This is a genomic window from Streptosporangium sp. NPDC006013 (assembly GCF_040614275.1).
Taxonomy (GTDB): domain Bacteria; phylum Actinomycetota; class Actinomycetes; order Streptosporangiales; family Streptosporangiaceae; genus Streptosporangium.
On sequence record NZ_JBEXUE010000024.1, the window covers coordinates 25,418 to 42,613 of the forward strand.

The 17,196-nt window shown below is 71.2% G+C and carries 16 protein-coding genes; 7 read left to right on the top strand and 9 right to left on the bottom strand.

What is annotated here, in order from left to right; all coding sequences use genetic code 11:
* Complete coding sequence (locus ABZ260_RS06355; RefSeq protein WP_355613588.1) at positions 1-855, top strand: hypothetical protein; 855 nt, start codon at positions 1-3, stop codon at positions 853-855.
* 212 nt (positions 856-1,067) lie between these two features.
* Here ABZ260_RS06355 and ABZ260_RS06360 read toward each other — a convergent pair whose 3' ends face one another.
* Together ABZ260_RS06360 and ABZ260_RS06365 are read right to left on the bottom strand one after the other, a co-directional pair.
* Positions 1,068-2,645, bottom strand: coding sequence for a multicopper oxidase domain-containing protein (locus ABZ260_RS06360; protein ID WP_355613590.1), 1,578 nt, complete (start codon positions 2,643-2,645; stop codon positions 1,068-1,070).
* Entirely contained in the window at positions 2,638-3,066 is a 429-nt protein-coding gene (locus ABZ260_RS06365) for a hypothetical protein (RefSeq protein WP_355613592.1), read from the bottom strand. The genes ABZ260_RS06360 and ABZ260_RS06365 overlap by 8 nt, the downstream gene beginning before the upstream one ends.
* A 107-nt stretch (positions 3,067-3,173) precedes the next feature.
* Between ABZ260_RS06365 and ABZ260_RS06370 the strand changes: the two genes are divergently transcribed.
* Positions 3,174-4,073 (top strand): LysR family transcriptional regulator, encoded by a 900-nt coding sequence (locus tag ABZ260_RS06370; protein ID WP_355613594.1) that lies wholly within the window; start codon positions 3,174-3,176, stop codon positions 4,071-4,073.
* A gap of 251 nt (positions 4,074-4,324) precedes the next feature.
* On the opposite strand, the gene ABZ260_RS06375 is transcribed toward ABZ260_RS06370, so the two are convergent.
* Positions 4,325-5,011: a response regulator transcription factor gene (locus ABZ260_RS06375; RefSeq protein WP_355613596.1), complete on the bottom strand. Its 687-nt coding sequence runs from the start codon at positions 5,009-5,011 to the stop codon at positions 4,325-4,327.
* Positions 5,012-5,315: 304 nt separating this feature from the next.
* On the opposite strand from ABZ260_RS06375, the gene ABZ260_RS06380 reads away from it, so the two are divergent.
* Positions 5,316-5,549, top strand: coding sequence for a hypothetical protein (locus tag ABZ260_RS06380; protein ID WP_355613598.1), 234 nt, complete (start codon positions 5,316-5,318; stop codon positions 5,547-5,549).
* A gap of 18 nt (positions 5,550-5,567) precedes the next feature.
* Here the strand turns inward: ABZ260_RS06380 and ABZ260_RS06385 are convergent, their stop codons facing one another.
* Positions 5,568-5,948: a hypothetical protein gene (locus tag ABZ260_RS06385; RefSeq protein ID WP_355613600.1), complete on the bottom strand. Its 381-nt coding sequence runs from the start codon at positions 5,946-5,948 to the stop codon at positions 5,568-5,570.
* Between the two features lie 60 nt (positions 5,949-6,008).
* Positions 6,009-6,863 (bottom strand): helix-turn-helix transcriptional regulator, encoded by an 855-nt coding sequence (locus tag ABZ260_RS06390; protein ID WP_355613602.1) that lies wholly within the window; start codon positions 6,861-6,863, stop codon positions 6,009-6,011.
* 237 nt (positions 6,864-7,100) lie between these two features.
* Between ABZ260_RS06390 and ABZ260_RS06395 the strand changes: the two genes are divergently transcribed.
* The 3 genes from ABZ260_RS06395 to ABZ260_RS06405 all read left to right on the top strand — a co-directional run bounded on the left by ABZ260_RS06395 (position 7,101) and on the right by ABZ260_RS06405 (position 13,199).
* On the top strand, positions 7,101-8,318 hold the full coding sequence (locus ABZ260_RS06395; protein WP_355551307.1) for a hypothetical protein: 1,218 nt from the start codon (positions 7,101-7,103) through the stop codon (positions 8,316-8,318).
* A complete protein-coding gene (locus tag ABZ260_RS06400; protein WP_355613604.1) occupies positions 8,308-9,771 on the top strand; it encodes a hypothetical protein in 1,464 nt (487 codons plus the stop codon). Before ABZ260_RS06395 ends, ABZ260_RS06400 begins: the two co-directional genes overlap by 11 nt.
* A 107-nt stretch (positions 9,772-9,878) precedes the next feature.
* Positions 9,879-13,199: a chromosome partitioning protein ParA gene (locus tag ABZ260_RS06405; RefSeq protein WP_355613606.1), complete on the top strand. Its 3,321-nt coding sequence runs from the start codon at positions 9,879-9,881 to the stop codon at positions 13,197-13,199.
* A gap of 72 nt (positions 13,200-13,271) precedes the next feature.
* On the opposite strand, the gene ABZ260_RS06410 is transcribed toward ABZ260_RS06405, so the two are convergent.
* Both ABZ260_RS06410 and ABZ260_RS06415 read right to left on the bottom strand, forming a co-directional pair.
* Positions 13,272-14,090, bottom strand: a complete 819-nt coding sequence (locus tag ABZ260_RS06410; protein WP_355613608.1) for a metal-dependent hydrolase — start codon at positions 14,088-14,090, stop codon at positions 13,272-13,274.
* 116 nt (positions 14,091-14,206) lie between these two features.
* Positions 14,207-15,025 carry a DUF3050 domain-containing protein gene (locus ABZ260_RS06415; protein ID WP_355613610.1) on the bottom strand — a complete coding sequence of 273 codons (819 nt, stop codon included), beginning with the start codon at positions 15,023-15,025 and terminating at the stop codon, positions 14,207-14,209.
* Between the two features lie 205 nt (positions 15,026-15,230).
* Between ABZ260_RS06415 and ABZ260_RS06420 the strand changes: the two genes are divergently transcribed.
* A complete protein-coding gene (locus tag ABZ260_RS06420; RefSeq protein WP_355613612.1) occupies positions 15,231-16,022 on the top strand; it encodes a carboxypeptidase-like regulatory domain-containing protein in 792 nt (263 codons plus the stop codon).
* Positions 16,023-16,288: 266 nt separating this feature from the next.
* Here ABZ260_RS06420 and rraA read toward each other — a convergent pair whose 3' ends face one another.
* On the bottom strand, positions 16,289-16,756 hold the full coding sequence (rraA, locus tag ABZ260_RS06425) for a ribonuclease E activity regulator RraA (protein WP_355613614.1): 468 nt from the start codon (positions 16,754-16,756) through the stop codon (positions 16,289-16,291).
* A 22-nt stretch (positions 16,757-16,778) separates the two neighbouring features.
* Positions 16,779-17,196, bottom strand: a 418-nt coding sequence (locus ABZ260_RS06430; protein ID WP_355613616.1) for an MFS transporter, incomplete at its 5' end; no start/stop codon positions are given.

The window sequence follows — 17,196 nt, forward strand, 5'->3', positions numbered from 1 at the left end:
ATGAAGCGGCTGGTCCGCGCGATCGCCTACGCGGTGCTCCCCGCGGAGATGGCCCTGGTGGTGTGCCTGGTCGCGGGCGTCCCCATTCCGATGCCAGTGATCGTGGTGGCCGAGGTGGCCGTCGCCACTCTCGTCGGGGTGGAGGCATTCCTGCTGACCGGGGCGTTCAGAAGGCACCGGTCGGCGGGCCTGACGGCCGCCGAGGCGGCCGGGGCGGCGCTGCGGGAGCTGGTTCCCGAGCCGGTCCTGCGGTTGACGGCGCATGAGGCGAGAGCCGTGGCGAGCATCGGATATCTGGTCGCCGGGCGGCGGCAGGGGGTTCGCGGCGACGCCGTCGCGATCGGCTACGCCCGCGAGCAGACCCCCATGATGGTCATCCTGCTCGTGGTGTGCGTGATCGAGACGGTGGTGCTGGCCATCCTGCTGCCCTGGCCCGTCGTCCACGCGGTCGTGCTGGTCCTGGACGTGTACACCGTGGTCACGATGCTGGCGATGACGGCCGCCGGCATCGTCCGGCCCCATGTCGCCGCCCCGGGCGAGCTCAGGCTCCGCTGGGGTACCCTGTTCGACCTCCGCGTGCCGATGGCACTGGTCGAGTCCGTACGGGTGGACCGGCGCTACGACCACGAAGGTCTCCTGCGGGTGACCGGTGACGAACTCTCCCTGGCGGTGTCGTCCCAGACGAACCTGGTCGTCGACCTGGCGGAGCCGGTGACCGCGGTGCGCCCGCTGGGAGCCGTCGTCACGGCCCGGCGCCTCCGCTGCTACGCCGACGACCCGGCCGCCGCCGTCGCCGCGATCGGTCGGGCTCGTGACGGAGCACGGGCGACCGCATCGGCCGCCCAGCCTGAGTGAGGATTCGAGAGGGGTGCCACCGGAATGACGAACGTGCCCACCGGGTAGCCCTTGGGCGGCGCGGGCCTCTGGTAAGTCAGGTGGAGTTCGCCACCGATGAGGGTGATCGGCCCGTCGTAGCCGTGGTCGAGACGCAAGGCTCGGGCGGCTTTCGTGCCGGCAAGGCTCGCTCCGACGATGACCATGCCGGGCTTGGCGGCAGGGCAATGCTCCTAGATGATCTCGAGGTTGGCCATCATGGCCATGTCCTCGTGTTCGGCGTTGTGGCAGTGGAACAGGTAGCGGCCGCGGTAGCCGTCGAAGCGGGTGATGATCTCCACCGCTTCGCCCGGCCGCAGGGAGACGGTGTCTTTCAGGCCCGCGTCGTGGGGCAGCGGCGGCCGGCCGCGGCGCGAGAGCACCCGGAAGCCGACCAGGTGCAGGTGGACGGGGTGGTGGACGTCGGCGATCAGCCGCCACACCTCGACATCGCCGAGGCGGGTGGTGACGTCGGAGCGGGCGGGGTCGAACGGTTGCCCGCCGATCAGCCAGCCGCGCCCGCCGTGCATCCGACCGGTGCGGAAGGCGAACTCGCGCACCCCGACGGCGTCCGTCCTGCGCCAGGTCGGCAGATCGGTGGACAGGATGGGTGGGATGCGGCTGTCGTCGGCGGCCTTGCGCGCGACCACGAAGGCCATCACGTCGCGGGTACGACCGGAGCCGAGCCGGTTGAGGAGTCTGACGCGGCCGCCGACCGGGACGCCGGAGAAGTCGACGACCACGTCGTAGCGTTCGGCCGGCGCGATCGGCAGGAGCCGGTGGGTGACCGGCGTCGCGAGTAGTCCCTGGTCAGCCCCGATCTGCACGAGGTCGAGCCGGCGCCCGTCGTCGGTGACCGCTTCGAGTTCGTAGTGACGGGCATTGGAGGCGTTCAGGATGCGCAGCCGGTAGCGGGCCGCGTCAGCCTCGTGCACGGGCCACGGGGCACCGTTGACCAGGATCACGTCGCCGAGGACTCCGGCGAGGTACGGCTCGCGCACGCCCGGCCGCTCCCGCAGCGTGGGATCGAGGGCGGGATAGTCGAGACTGCCGTCGGCGGCGAACGCCCGGTCGGCGATCATGAGGGGGAGTTCGCGCCGCCCGGCAGGTAGGCCGAGCGAGTCCTCGGCACCGTCGCGGACGATGTGCAGCCCGGCCAGGCCGCGCCAGATCGCGGGGGCGGTGAAGTCCATCCGGTGGTCGTGGTACCACAGCAGTGTCGGCCGCTGGTCCAGCGGGAAGGTGTAGTCCCGGGTCTGCTGGGTCACCACCGCCCGCGGATCGTGCATGCCGTGTCCGTGACGCGCGATGGCCTGCGGCCAGCCCTCGGGTAGGACGAGGTCGGTGGGGTATCCGTCGGAGGCTGCCGGGGTGCGTCCGCCGTGCAGATGCACGACGGTCGGCACGGGCAGCTCGTTGCGGTGCGTCACGGTGATAGGTCGGCCGCGGCGCGACTCGATCGTCGGGCCGGGGAAGGTGCCCTCGTACGTCCACAGCGGCGTCTTGAGACCGGGCAGGATCTCCGCACTCGCTTCGCGCTGGGTGATCTCGTAACGGTCGGCACTGACGGGCTTCAGCAGGGACGGAATCGGCAGCGGCACCTGGAACGGCGGTGGTAGTGGTACGGCGCTGCGCAACTCGGCGCCGGTGATCGACGGCCGACGGGCCAGCACGGCCGAGGCCGACAGCCCGGTGGCCGCCATCAGCCCGAGCGCGCCGCCGATGCCCAGCACCCCTCGCCTCGTCATGCCGCCGGCAGTGTGCTCACGCATCGTGAGCCTCCCGCCTCGGGAAGGGCCGGCGCCAGACGGCGATGAACAGCACGACGAGCGCGGCGATGGTCATCACGCCCAGCGGGAGGTGCAGCCACAGCGCGCCGTCCAACCCGGCGAAGTACTGCACCGTCTCGGCCGCCACCACCGCCATCGTGGCGAGGAACGGCCAGAGGTGGCGCAGCCGGACCCAGACGATGATCGCCACGATGACCTGCAGGTAGCCGATGGAGGTGACCACGTCCGCGCCGACCGCGTGCCAGTGCAGGCTGTCGTAGTCGCCGGTCAGATACACCCCGGCGAACACCGGCTGGCCGACGATCACCGCCACGTGCGCGCTGACGACGGCCCGCAGTGTCCAGGCTGTGGGTGTCGTCCGGTGCGCAGCGTGGGATCCCAGGCTGTTGGCCGCGGTGGCCATAAGAGATCTCCTCACTCTGTCCTCAAGTCGCGTACGCCTTCGACGCTATGGCTTGTGAATTATCTTGTCTAAGATCAATATTGCAATGGTGTTATGTGTTGGGAGGCATGATGGAGCTGCACGCGCTCAGGCAGTTCGTGGTGGTGGCACGGTTGGAGCACCTGAGCCGCGCGGCCGAGGAGCTTCGCGTTGCTCAGCCGTCGCTGAGCCGTACCATCGCCCGGTTGGAGAGCGAGCTGGGCACGCCGCTGTTCGATCGGAGCGGCCGGCTCCGGCTGAACGACACGGGCAGGCTCTTCCGCGATTACGTCGAACGTTCCCTCGGCGAACTCGAGGCGGGACGACGCGCTGTCGCCGAGGCCACCAGCGAGGGCTTGGGCACGGTGAGACTGGCCTCGGAAACCTTCCTCACCCTCACCGGGCCGTTGGCGGCCTACAAGCGGGCCCATCCCTCCGTCGAGATCGAGCTCCACTGGTCGCCGGCCGAGGACATGGCCCGTCGCCTACGGGCCCAGGACGTCGATCTGTGTGTCGCCTCGCAGCCGATCCACGCCGAGGGCCTGGAGTCTGTGCAGTTGTTCGATGAGGCGGTGGGGGTGGGCACGCCACTCGGTCATCCGCTGGCGGGCCGCGCTTCGGTGAGCATCGACGAACTTGTCGGCCAGCCCTTCGTCACCGCCCGCAAGGGACACTGGATACGCCGGCTGCTCGATCGGCTGTTCGCCGCGAGAGGCCTCACACCGAAGATCGTCTGCGAAGTCGACGAGCCCAGCGCCATCGCGGGCCTGATCAGCGCGGGACTCGGCGTCGGCCTCGTCCCCGCCTTCGCCCGCCGCAGTGCCACGCGCCCCCCCGGCGCCTGGGTCGCCGTCGACAGCCCCGACTGCCGTCGCACGGTCACCCTGCATTGGGGCGCCGACAGCCACCTGTCAGCCGCCGCCCGGCTGATGCGCACCACGATCACCAGCTGGGAGTGGATCACCGGCGAACCCCAGGAGAAACGCTGATGATCAGCTCGCGGGGTAGGCGTGACATGCCCCGGGTCTTGGCCATCCCGATTGAGCAGCCCGTGTCAGCAGTTTCCTGGGATTCGACGCGCGCAGCTTCCAGGCGACCGGCTTAGACAGCCGGGCGGATCCGCACGAGGTGGTCGGGTCGAATCGGACCACGGTAGGTCTCGCACCTACGACAAGGCGCCAGACCTACCGGGTCGGGGTTCGATGACCCGGTAGGTCGGCGGCGCTCGGCCGGCGGAGACTCATCGAGCCGAATTCGCCCGGCCGGGCGGACCACCCGTGTCCCGGCGGCGGATCAGGCCGAGTTCGGTCAGGTCGTCGGACCAGAGCCAGCCCGCCTCCTTGGCGATCCTGACCGCCTCCACGCGCGTGCGGGCGTCGACCTTGGTGAGGATCCGCGCCAGGTAGTTGCGTACCGTGCCGCCGGACAGGCAGAGCCGGTCGGCGATCTCGCCGACCGGTGCGCCCTCGGCCGCGGCCTGCAGGACCTCCAGCTCGCGCGGGGTGAGCGGGTTCGGCTTCGCGTTGAGGGTGGCGACGGCCAGCTCGGGGTCGACGACCTGCTGGCCGGCGGCCACCCGGCGTACGCAGTCGGCGAGCTGGCTCGCCGGGGTGTCCTTGACGACGAAGCCGCGTGCCCCCGCGTCCAGCGCGCGGTGCAGCGCGGCCGGGGTCGCGAGCCCGGTCAGGATCACCGTGGCGCACTCGGGGAGCCTTCTGTGCAGTTCCGCCGCGGCGGTGAGGCCGTCGGTGCCGGGCAGGCCGATGTCGAGGAGTGCGACGTCCGGCCGGTGGTGCAGGCAGGAGCGGACCACCTCGTCGCCGTGACCGACCTCCCCCACGACCTTGATGTCGTCCTCGATGGAGAGCAGGGCGACCATGGCCCCCCGGACCAGGTGCATGTCCTCGGCGATCAGGACGCTGATCATCGATCGTCTCCCCGTCGTCTCATGGCGCGCTCGTGCCTGGCCCGGGGCCACTACCCACACGCGAGGAGACTACCCACAGAATTCAGCCGATTACTGTGTACCAGCGTTAAACACCGAAAAGCCTGACATGAGGTTATCGTCCTTACGAGGGAAGATTGCCGTCACCGGCTCCATCTGGACCACGCTCCGCGAACTCTGTAATGGCGCGAACATATAACTCGAATAAGTGCCGACTGTTTAGCACCCCGCCGGGTCGTCCTCCGCTGACGCCTCATGACGGCCTCGCCCATTTGCGCCTTTGGGGGTGTTCACGGACGCGATGCGCGAGCATCCGGATTTCATCCTCGTCGGCAAGCCGATATGCCGACGACCACGGCCGCGGCCCGGTTCGCAGGACAACTCCGTCCGGCTCCGTGTGATCGACATCCCCACCGTGGTCAAGCGCGTATGCGACACCACGGGCATGGCCATGACGCGGGAGGAGTGGGGGCTGTACATACCTGGCATCGGCTACCCGCCGCCCTGCCCGGCCCGCTGAGCGGAGATCCCGGCGGCGTCAGACCGGGGCGACGGTGTGGTGTTCCAGCAGGACGTCGGTCAGCAGGTAGCCGCCGCAGATCAGGTGGGCCAGCGGGTGGGCCCGTATCTCCCGGTAGTGGGTGGCGATCCGGAACGCGGCCGCGACCGGGGTGGCGGCGCTCGTCCACAGCGGTCTGTGCCGGCCGGTGGAGGCCGGGACGACCCACCAGAAACGGCAGGCGTCGTCGAGGCGGGCGACCAGCCCGTAGTAGATGGAGACGACTATCTTGCCGGACGGCAGGCGGTGGACGTCCGCCGGGATGTTGTGGGCTCGCGCCAGCAGGGCCGCCAGTTCACGGGCCCGGAGTTCGGCTGGGTGCGGCGCGAGGTCTTCGGGGGATGTGTGATCAACGGTCACGCTCGCGAGACTAGAGATCATGAGATGCCCACCTCAACGGTGTTGCGCGATGTTGCGAGTTCACCTCTCGCCCAACGCGGCGGCCGCGGCCCGCAACAGGGCGCGGGCCTCCTGCCCGTAGGCCGCGGCACCGCTCAGTGCCCGGAACGCCTTCTCGTACACGCCCACGTCGCTCGGGGCCTTGTGCTGGATCTGGCCGGGCACGGTGTCGACGCGGACCCGGTTGGCGTCGTATATCCAGAAGTTCTCCGGCGGCATGAGCGGCGGCCTGATCGTCGCGGGGACGATGCCGAAGGACACGTTCGCGACGCCCGAGGTCAGCTCCGCCAGCCGGTCGAGCTGGGCGGCCATCTCCGCCGGGCCGACCAGCGGGGTGCGGAGTGCCTGCTCGCCGACGACGAACGCGAACCGCTTGCTCCCGTTGCGCAGGATCTCCTGTTGTCTCAGCCTCGCCGCGACCGCGGCGTCGATGTCGTCGGGGATGCCGCGGAAGTCGATGATGGCGCGCAGGTGGCCGCGGGCGTAGTCGCCGGTCTGGAGCAGGCCGGGGACGGCCGAGTGCTGCCAGACGCGGAACTGGTGGGTCCTGTCGTACAGCGGCTGGAAGGAGCGCTGCACGTGGCCGAGGCCGCTCTCCTCAAGGCGGCGCCAGTCGGTGTACATGGCGTCGATGTTCTGGGCGGCCGCGATCAGGTCGACCACCTGCTCGTCCGCGTCGCAGGCCTCGCACCACGTCCGGATGTCGGCCTGGTTGGGCATCTGGACCGCGTTCTCGATCTTTGAGATCTTGGTGTGGTCCAGGCCGGTCTTGGCCGCCAGCGCTCGCCCGGTCAGCCCGGCGTCGGCGCGAAGCGCCCTGAGCCTGGCGGCGAGAATGCCTTTGGCCTCGTCGATGCGTGCTGTGGAGGTCGCCATCTCCGTCACCTCGTCACCGCGGGGGGGTTGATCCTCCGACCGTACGTCGGATGTTGCGATCTGTCCTGAAAGTTGCGAATAGTTGCGGAATGCTGATGGGCGCGCTCCCGCTCCGTTGTCCGGAAAGCCTGCGACAGGCCGTGCGAGGTCGGTGAGAGACCTACGATTGGCCGTCCCACCTGCGCTTTCCGCTGATGCGGGTCGGGGATGTCGGGCGCAAGCCTTACGGTAGGGCGCGTGCCAGAGACGAACCATGAGCTCACGCTCGACTCGGCCCTCACCGAGGAGGCCGTGCTCTCGACCTACCGCCGCATGTTCGCGGCGCTCGCCCGCGACAGCGGCGCGGTGGTGGACGACCCCGCGCTGGTCGACATCGCCGAGACCCTGTTCGCGGCGTTCGCCGAGGCCGGCGAGGAGTGGCTGACCCACGAGCAGATGCGCAACGTCTGCCGGGCCTATCCGCTCGACCGGTTCGAGAACCGGCTCCGGGTCCTGCGAGGCCTCGGCGCGATCCGCGAGGTGTTTCCCAAGCCCAACCAGCTCCGCTACCGCGCGTCGTTCACCAGCGTGGTGGGGCTGATGTTCATCCGCCGGATGATGGACGACGGCGGCCAGTCGGAGATGCACCGGCTGCTCGCGCTCGAAGACCTCAACGTGGCCGACCCCCGCACGACGATGGAGGAGGCCCGCGCCAGCGCGCAGAACCTCTCGCGCGCCTTCCGGCTCTGGGCCCTGGAGCTGATCACGCTGACCGGCGGCACCATCGAGGAGTTGCGCGAGCAGGCCCCCAAGCTATGGGGCACCGAGGAGATCGCCCGGCGGGCGCAGAACCTGCACGGCACCATCCTCACCCGCTGGCCCGACCTCGACCGCACCTGTACCGAGCTGCGTGCCGCGATCTACTCCTACAGCGACGCCTCGCGCCGTGCTGCCGGGCGTCTGGCCGACTCCGCGGGCACGACGAGGAACCTGACGCTGCTCCCCGCGGAGCTCTGGCGCACCTTCGCGCAGACCGCGAGCAAGGAGCGGCTGGCCTCGGTGCTCGACGGCTTCGTCTTCGACGCCCCCGCCCCCTGGCACGATCCGGCGGCGATCGTCAGGGCCGTGGACGAGAGCCCTCGCCCGGCACCCGCCCAGCCCACTCCCCCGCGCTCGGCCCTGCCCGACACCGGCCCCGCCGACACCCACGACCCCGCCACCGACGGCCTCGACCACCTGACCACCGTGGCCGAGGCCGCCCTCGCCGGGCGCTCCACCGCCCGGCTGGAGGAGTTGCTCACCGCCGACGGCGAGTGGGTCTCCGCCCGCCGTCTGCTGGCCGACCTCGTCTCGGCCGACCTGCGCCCCGACTCCCCCTATCGCCTGCGCTGGTCCGACGGCCTCACCGCCACCCCCGGCGCCGAACCCGCCTGGCTCTCTCACGGCCGCCTGGAAAGGACCGGCGGTGTCGGCTGATCCGCGGCACGTACCGGCCCCGGCGACCGAACCGGCGAGCAGCGGCCCCGAGACACCTGAGCACCCGCTGACGACCGGGGAAGCCGGCGCCGAGACGTACCCGCGGCCCCCGGAAACCGGGCTTGAACCGTCCGCGACGGTACACGTCCGTACCACCGAGGCGTACGCGCGGACCTCGGAGGCCGAACCGTCCGCGACGGCACATGTCCGGGCCAGGTCGGGCGGACCTCTCGCGCTCCATGCCGGGCAGGCGGCTCCGGCGGGGATGGCACGGCTGGGTCGCGGTGACGGGACGGGCATGGCGCTGCCGGTCTGGCCCGACGGTGCGACCCCTTCGCTCCTGGAGGAGTACCAGGTCGCGCCGGTCCCGGTGGAACGATCCGGCGAGACCCGGCGGGTGCTGGCCGCGGCGCTGCGCTGCTGCTGGAGCGATCTGACCGCCGACCCGTGGCCCGGCACCCCCGCCCCGGTGGACGACGTGCTGTCGACGTACCGTGCCCTGATCGGGCGCGGCGACGACCTGATGCGCAACTGGGCGATCGGCGCGCTGCGCCGCCTGCACGACTCGGCCTGGCTGGAGGTCGCAGACGGGTTCGTCCGGCTCGGCCCCCGGTGCGCGTCCTGGCCCCCCGCGTCCCACGCCCAGCTGCGGGAGCTGATGCGCCGCCTGCCCACCGCGGAGGAGACCCCGGGCGGCACGGAGGTGCTCCCGGTCATCGATGACGGCCCTGACGGCGCCGCTGAGGACGCGGAGGCGGGGGCGAGTGTCACGATTCCCGACGAGGTGGACACCGATCTGCTCGGCCCGTTCGACGAGCGTCGCAGGGCCGAGATCGTGGCGGCGTTCATGGCGGTGGAGCACACGGCCGAGCCGGTGCACGAGGCCCGCTTCTCCGCGCTGCGCGACCCGGTGCTGCGCCGCACGCTCACCGAGATGCTGGAGCGCCGCGGCCGGGTCCTGATCCACGACCGCGAGTCGTGGATCTCCGGCTACGCGGCTGGGACATTCGGCGCGGGCACGGCCTCAGGAGCGGGCACGGCTTCGGGAGCGGGCACGGCTTCGGGAGCGGGCACGGTGTCGCAGGCGGGCTCGACGTTGGACGAGGCCGAGCGGGCGGTGCTGGTGCTGGTGCTGATCCACTCGGTGGCGATTCCCAGGGCCGACGGCCTGCTGCCCACCGACAGCTGGCTCTCGCCGTTCCCGGCCCAGATCGACGAGTTGCGGCGGCATACCAAGCTGCCGATCGGCGAGCTGGAGGCCGCACTGCGCACCCTGCGTCACGCGGGTCTGGTGACCCAGGTGAAGGCGGGCGAGGAGGCCGGGGGGTACGTGCCGGGACCGCAGTTCCACCGGCTGACCCCGCAGGCCAGGCGGCGCCTGCAGGAGGAACTGATCCTCGCGGCGGGGCCGCACACCCCGCTGGCCGCGGCCGTACGGGCCAACCGGCGGTGATCGGGAGTGGAGCGACCACACCACGCGATGAGTCGACCCCGGTGGGGAGTACCGAGGACCCGGCGCTCCCGGTATCGGGAACGGGACGGAAGAAAGGAACGACGGGGTTGACCGACCAGCGGAACCAGGCCGCGAAGAGTTCACGGGGGAGCCGCGCGAAGGCCGCCGACACCGGAACGGGCACGGGCGAAACCGTCCAGGCCGGAGCCGGGACCATCCCGGCCAGGGGCGGCCGGGGTGCGAACCCCCGGACCGGGGACGTGCCGGCCAAGGGCGGCCGGGCCGCGAGAGCCGAGACCTCCGAGACCTCTGCCGGGACGCAGGCGAGCCTGGTCCCGGTGGAGATCCGTGCCACCGCTCCGACCGAGAACGTGGTGGGTGACCGGGTGCTGGTCGCCGTGCAGCCGGTCAACATCTCCCGGCTCTCGACCCACCCGGTGCCGACCGTGCCGGGCACGCTGATCGTGGTCGCGGGCGCCGGTCCGAAGGACTCCAACGGCGCGGGCAAGTCGTCGTTCATCGCGATGATCACAGCGCTGCTCGGAGACGAGCAGTGGCGTTTCGCCTCAGGCGCCAAGTCGGTGTCGGAGCTGCTGTTCAACGCCGAACTCGCCGCGGGCGGCGGCGGCCGGACCTGGGCCAGCGCCGACCACGGCTACATCGTCGGTGTCTTCGCGCCGGCCGACTCCGTGCACACGGGCTCTCCGAACACGGGCTCCATGGGCACGGGCTCCATGGGCACGGGCTCCATGGACCCCGGCCTTCCGGACGCCGCCCCCTCGGACGGTGGCTCTCTGGACGGTGACTCTCTGGACACCGACCCGGCGCGCACCGGTTCCCTGGGCGACGCGGTTACCGTGTGGCTGCGGGTCAACCAGGAGGCCCCGCACCTGGAGATCAGGTGGGCCCCGGGAGTGCACCTGGCGTCGGCGGCCTCGGAGGCGGAGCGGGTGACGCGAGCCGACGCGCTGTGGGCGGCACTGCCCCGCTCGGCGGGACGACGTGACGTGGTGGCGCGCGACCTGACCAGGTTCCTGTACGGCGACCGGGTCAGGTGCGTGTCGTTCCTGTCCACCTCGGTACGGAGCAAGGTCGCCACCAACCTGCTCTCCCAGCCGCTCAACGAGATCTCCCCGGAGCGGGTCTTCGAGGCGATCGCCGCGCTGACCGGCCTGGACGCCGAGCTCGACCAGGAGCGGGAGGCCCGCCGCGACGAGCACGCCAGGCGGGTGCGCGCGACGCGGGCCATGGAGCTGCTGCGGGAGTTCGAGGACGAGTCCCGTACGCTCCTGGAGACCTTCGACCGGCGCGACCGTGCCCGCGTCCGGCTGGCCGAGGCGATGCGCCGCTGGCGGGGACGGCTGGCGCGCAGGCTCGCCGACGCGGGACAGCGGGACGAGGCGCTGGCGGTGGAGCTGGAGCGGGCCGGCGCGGCGGCCGAGCGCGCCACGGAGGCGATCGGCGAGATCAGGGCGGAGATCGCCACGCTCAAGGACGACACGCTGGAGCGCGGTCTGGCCGAGGCTCGCAGGGAGCTGGCCACCCTGCAGGCACGCGCCGCGAAGCTGGACGCCGACCGAGCGGTGGCGGAGAACTCGGTGGACGACCTGCGCGGCTGGATTCCCGGGCTTGAGGAGCAGCGCCGGCTGGCCGACGGGCGCGACGTGACGGCGGCGGGCGCGGAACTGGCCGAGGCCAGGACGCGGTTGAACGAGGCGCTGAAAGCGCTGGGCGTGGCCGACCGCGAGGTCGAGGGGGCGAGGGCGGCGCTGGACGACGCCGAGGGCGGACCGGCCGCGGCCCAGCTCAACGCGCTCGCCGAGGCGGGCGTCGGAGCGACCGGCCTGCTCGACGCGATCGACGTCGCCGAGCAGGCCCGCGAGGACGAGGCCGGGCGGAAAGCAGCCGCGCTGGGATCTCGCGGGTGGCCGCACGAGCACGCGGTGATCGTCGACGCGGCCGATCTGGAGGCCGCGTCGCGGGCGCTGGACGCGCTGCCCGGCTCGGTGCTGGTCAGCGCGGCGGGAGTCACCGTCGTGGGGTCGTTCGAGGTGGCCGTCACCGGCAGGGAGGCCCGGATCAAGGCCGCCGAGCAGCGGCTGCACCGGGCGCGCGACACGCAGGAGAGCGCCGCGGCGGCCGTACGGGCCGCCGAGGACGCCGTGGCCGAGGCGGGCAGGCGGCTGGAGGGAGCCAAGGCGTCGGTGCAACTGGCCGACATCGAGCGGCGGCTGGCCGAGCGGCGGAACACGCTCGGTGAGCTGACCGAGGCACTGGCCGAGGTCGCGCCGAAGGTGGGCGAGGCCGAGCGCCGGGCGAGCACGCTGGACTTCCGCGCCCGTACCAGGAGCATGGAGGTCGAGCGCCTGGAGGGCCGCAGGGCCAGGCACGAGTCCGACCGCGACCAGGCCGCCGGGCAGGCGGCGAGAATCACCGCCGACCGCGAGGCGCTCAGGCTTGACGCGCTGGCCGGCGACTGGGGCGGCACCGTCGACGGTGCCCGCGAGTGGCTGGGGGCCCTGGACGAGCAGGAGCGCCCGCTGACGGCCGAGGAGTGGTGGCGGGCCGCCGAGCGCCGCCTGGACGAGGCGCTGCGCGACACCTTCCCCGGCGAGGACGAGGAGATGCCCGAGGAACTGCGCTTCCTGGTCAGGGAGCGGACCTCGCCCGGCGCCGGGCGCACCGCCCGCGAGCAGGCGACGTTCCCCGGCGTGTGCTCGGCGCTCGCGTCCTACCTGTGCGGCCAGGAGGAGTACGAACGGCACCGGCGCCGCCAGATCGAGACGCAGATCACCACCCGGCAGCGTGACCTGACGGCCGCCGCCAAGGGTGCCGAGGAGGCCGCGCAGTCCACCGCCGTGCACCGGGCCGCGCTGACCGCCGCGATCAAGGCGCGGCTGACCCGGGTGGCCGAGGAGTTCGACAGGCTCGACACCTCCTACGGAGGCTACGGCGCGACGCTGGAGTTCCCCGTGCCGCCCGCGCCCGCCGACCCCGAGCAGCGCTGGGCGTGGCGGGTGACGCCCAAGTGGCGCAGGGGCGAGGGGCAGGGGTTCGTGCCGTACAACCGGCGGGCCAACACCGCGCTGATGGACGAGAAGGCGGTGAAACTGGTCTGCGCGGCGGCGATCGCGTCCTCCGGTGGCGGGCACCTGTGCCTGGTCCTCGACGAGCTGGGCCGCAACCTCGGCAAGGAGCATCGCAGGGAGGCCGTGGCGCTGTTCCGCCGGATCGGCGAGACGTACGGGATCACGGTGATCGGCGCGCTCCAGGACGACATGGAACCCTACGCCGTCGACGCCTGCGGCCAGTACGTCAAGCTGCGCCGCTCGTCCGACGCCATGCCGTACAACGAACCACCGATCGTCATCGGCCACGACCGGAACGCCGAGCGGGTGCGCGCCCTGGCTTCCGCGGTGAGCAGGTGAGCGGGTGAGTAGATGAGCGGGGAAGACCGATAAGCGGGTTGAGCCGGTCTTCCCCTGCCGCCGGCCTTCCCGCTATGCGGGAGGGCTTACGACGCTGCGCATCGTGAGCTCCGCGTCCTGGAGGGAGAGGGAGACCCGTACGGAACCCAGTTCGGAGGTCCGCGAGACATGCGTCCCGCCGCAGGGGATGCGCGCCTCGCCTTCGGGCAGCGAACAGTGCCACATCCGCCGCGCGGACAGGGACGGGGACGGGCTGTCCACCGTGATCGGCGCATCGGCCGCGATCCACTCGCCGAGCTGGTCGTCGATCCGCCGGGTGAGCTCCGCGAGGTCGAGTCCCTCGGCGTCGAACCCCTTTCTCCGCAGCGACTTGCCCAGGCGGTAGACGTCGTCACTGCCGTGTTCCACGATCCGTGACGTGGTGATCGCCGCCTGGTCGAAGTCGGGCCGGCCGAGCGAGTCGGGCGTCACCTCCTTGCGCCACCGGTCGGCCAGCGCCGCGTTGAGGGCCAGCGCGGCGAGGTGACACGCGCTGTGCCCCGCGGAGAGCGCCGACCGGTACGCCTCGTCGACGACCAGCTCGGCGTCCCCGGCGATCGGCTCCTTCAGCACGTGGACCACGAGCCATTCCCAGCCGTCGGCGCCGCGGCGTACCGGGATCTCCTCCCCCAGGTAGAGCCGCTCGCCGTCCGACGCGCCGGTCACGCAGTCGACGACCGGCAGCCCGTTCACGGTCCCCCGGTCGGCGGGCTGGTCGGGCCAGGTGTGGTCCAGGGGATGGAACGGTGTCTGCGCCGTCACCACGCCGTAGCCGCCGCTCACCGGTGTGGCCGAGACCACCCGCGAGACCCCGTGGACGTCGCCGCGTGGATAGGTGACCTGTGTGTCCATAGCTGATCTTTGGTTCCCATCGTTCCGTGTCATTCCGCAAGCGACCGCGAGGACCGCGCCGAACACGATATGACCTCGCGATGACCTCGCGGCCCCCTCGGCCCGGACTCCGACGATCAGGCGGTCTTCGCGGCAGCGGCACCGGACGGGGAGGTACGTCCCGCTATGCCGTCCCACAGGGCATGGCGCGCCTCCAGCGCCGCCCGCAGCGTGGCCGCGCAGTCGTTCCACTTCCGCCGGTCGTCCCCGCAGAGATCGACCAGCATCTGCATGGCCATCGGCGTGTGCTGCTCGCCGTCGACCTCGATGTGGCGAGAGAGGTAGTCGCGGAACTTCTCCAGGGCCTCCGCGTGCCGGTCCGTCCGCAACACGCGGTCGAACATCTCCGGGATGAGGTCCTCCCTGCCGAACGCGAAGGTCGCCGCCTGGGCGTGCAGGGGAGCGGACTCGATGATCTTCCAGGTGGTCCTGACGAAGTCGGCGGCCGCCGGTGGCACACCGGGGAGCTCCAGTCCCTTTTGGACCGTTCCACCCTCCCTCAGATGGCTGACGAACGACTCGATGGGCCGCACGTCGGCACCTGCCTGCCGCATCCCCTCGACGTACAGCTCGAAGTGGCTGATGTGGCCTTCCCCGAGCTCGTCGCTCTCCTCCACGAGCACGATCTCGTTGATCAGGCGCCGGCTCGTCCGGGGGCCCTGCGGGACCCAGGGGACCCGCACGCAGGTGAGCCGCCCCTGCAGGTTCTTCAGCAGCGACATGAAGTCCCAGACCGCGAAGACGTGGTGCTCCATGAAGACGACCACGTCGTCGAGCTCGTTCAGCGAGTTGTAGACGTCGTGGGCGAGGATCTTCTCCCGGATCGGTTCGATGGTCCTTTGCAGCTCGTGGAGACCTGGGTGAGAGACGTTCCAGCTGTAACGTGATTCCGACATCTTCTGACTCCTTAGTAGACGTCGTAATCCCACGACGTCGGCCTGTCGTGCTCCAGGAGATCCGCCTTGGCGAGCCGTTTCTCGTATCGTGCCAGCTCTCTCCGTGTGAGCAGGCGAAAACACGAGACGAGGCATCCGTCGGGGATCCGTCGGCAGGCTGCCCCTTCCAAGTCGATTGCAAGATCGTTCGCCTAGCCTGACCGGCGTGCGAGAAGTGATCGTCGTGGGTGTTCTCATCGCGGCCCTGAGCGGCTGCGCGACCGAAGGCGGGGAGCGGATGACGGGTACGGTCGATGCCGGGCGGGAGACCATCGCGGAGCGGCAGGCCGGGGCGGGGCAGTCGGAGGCCGGGGTGCTCAAGGGGCGGGTCGTCGACGCGGCGGGCAGGCCCGTCGCGGGCGCGGAGATCGTCGCCGACAACCGGCTTCTGTACAACAGCAACCTGGTCGTGACGACGGACAAGGACGGCCGCTACCGGGTGAGCACCGACGTCGCCGCAGCCACGTTCCGGGTGACCGGCACCGTGACCCGCCGCTTCGAGGGCCGTGCCTACACGATGGAGCTGACCCCCCACGACGACACCCCCTTCGCCGGTTCGGACGGTGCGATCCGCGACTTCACCTGGCGGCTCACCGGTGAGCGGTCCGACGGGCTGGGCTTCTACGGCAGCATGGTCCTCTTCCATCTGGAGTCCTACGACCCACAGAGCCCGGAGACCTTCCTGCAGGACGAGGACGTCACGCTCACCCTGACCCCGCAGGGACCGCTGATCGACGGCTCGGCCGGTGACGTCATCACCCGCCGGGCCGAGCGCGGTGGCGACGGCTCGGGGGTGCTGGACGTGCCCATCGGCCGCTACCGGATCACCGCCGAGCACCTCGGGCGACCCCTGAAGATCCGGATCCGCGACACCGGCGAGTACGGCGAGGCCGTCGTCGCCGACTTCGAGCGCCTCCTGACCACCGTCCACCGCATCCAACTCGACCTCAAACCCTAGTGCGACGTTCCTGACCGGAAGTACGGATCCCCCCCGGCCCTGGCGTCAGGAAGGCAGGCCCGACGGTCTCGGTTTCCCTGGCTTCCGCCGATTCCGAGCTCGCGTGGCGAGCATGTCCGGCCGCGGTACCGGTACGTGTGACACCGCACCCATCCTCCTGGACCCGCCGGTATCGAGGGAGCACGCCCAGCTCGCGGAGGGTGAAGCCGTTCCGGAAACCGACCGGTGGTGAAGGATGCCAATGGCCGGTTTCCTTGGCCGTCGTGTCACCTGGTGATGAGGATGCCGTCGTCGTCGGCGAACAGCTCCGCGCCCGGGTGGAAGGTGATCCCGCCGAAGGTGACGGGGACGTCGCGTTCCCCGACGCCTTCCTTGCAGCTTTTACGAGGGTTGGAGCCAAGGGCTTTGATGCCGAGGTCGAGGTCGCACAAGGCGGCGACGTCGCGGACGGCTCCGTTGATCACTATTCCCGACCAGGTGTTGGCGACGGCGATGCCCCCGATGACGTCGCCCATCAGCGCGGTGTGCAGTGATCCGCCGCCGTCGACGACGAGGACGCGTCCTTGTCCGGGTTCGGACAGGGCAGCTTTGAGCAGCACGTTGTCCTGGTGGCAGCGCACGGTGGTGATCAGGCCGTGGAAGGCGCGCCGCCCGCCGTACTGGCGCAGCTGCAGGTCGCAGGAGTCGAGGTCCTCGCCGCGCTCGTCGTAGAGGTCCGCGGTCACGATGTGCATGGTCGGCCTTTCGTGGTGGTGTTCACGGATCTGGTGGAAGGTGGCGTGCCGCCAGGCCCGCCCAGCCGAGGCCGAGGGCGGTCACCCACAGCACTCCGGCCGGGCCCGTCCCGGCCGCCACCAGTCCGGCGGCGCCGGGGATGAGGATCTGTCCGGTGCGGTTGCCGACCAGGCGCAGGGACATCGCGCGGCCGCGCATACCCGGCGGAGCTGATTCGGCGAGCCAGGACATGGTCAGCGGCTGGCCGACGCCCAGTCCGAAGCCGACGACGAGCAGCAGGGCGGCCAGTAGCCACAGCGGCACCGGCAACGGTGTGATCACCAGCGCCAGGGCGGCCGCGATCGTGCTGATGATCAGGAGCCGGCGCCGGCCCGCGGCGCGCGAGAGGTGGCCGAGGAAGAAGCGCGAGGCCATGGACGCCGCTCCGCGTATGGCCAGC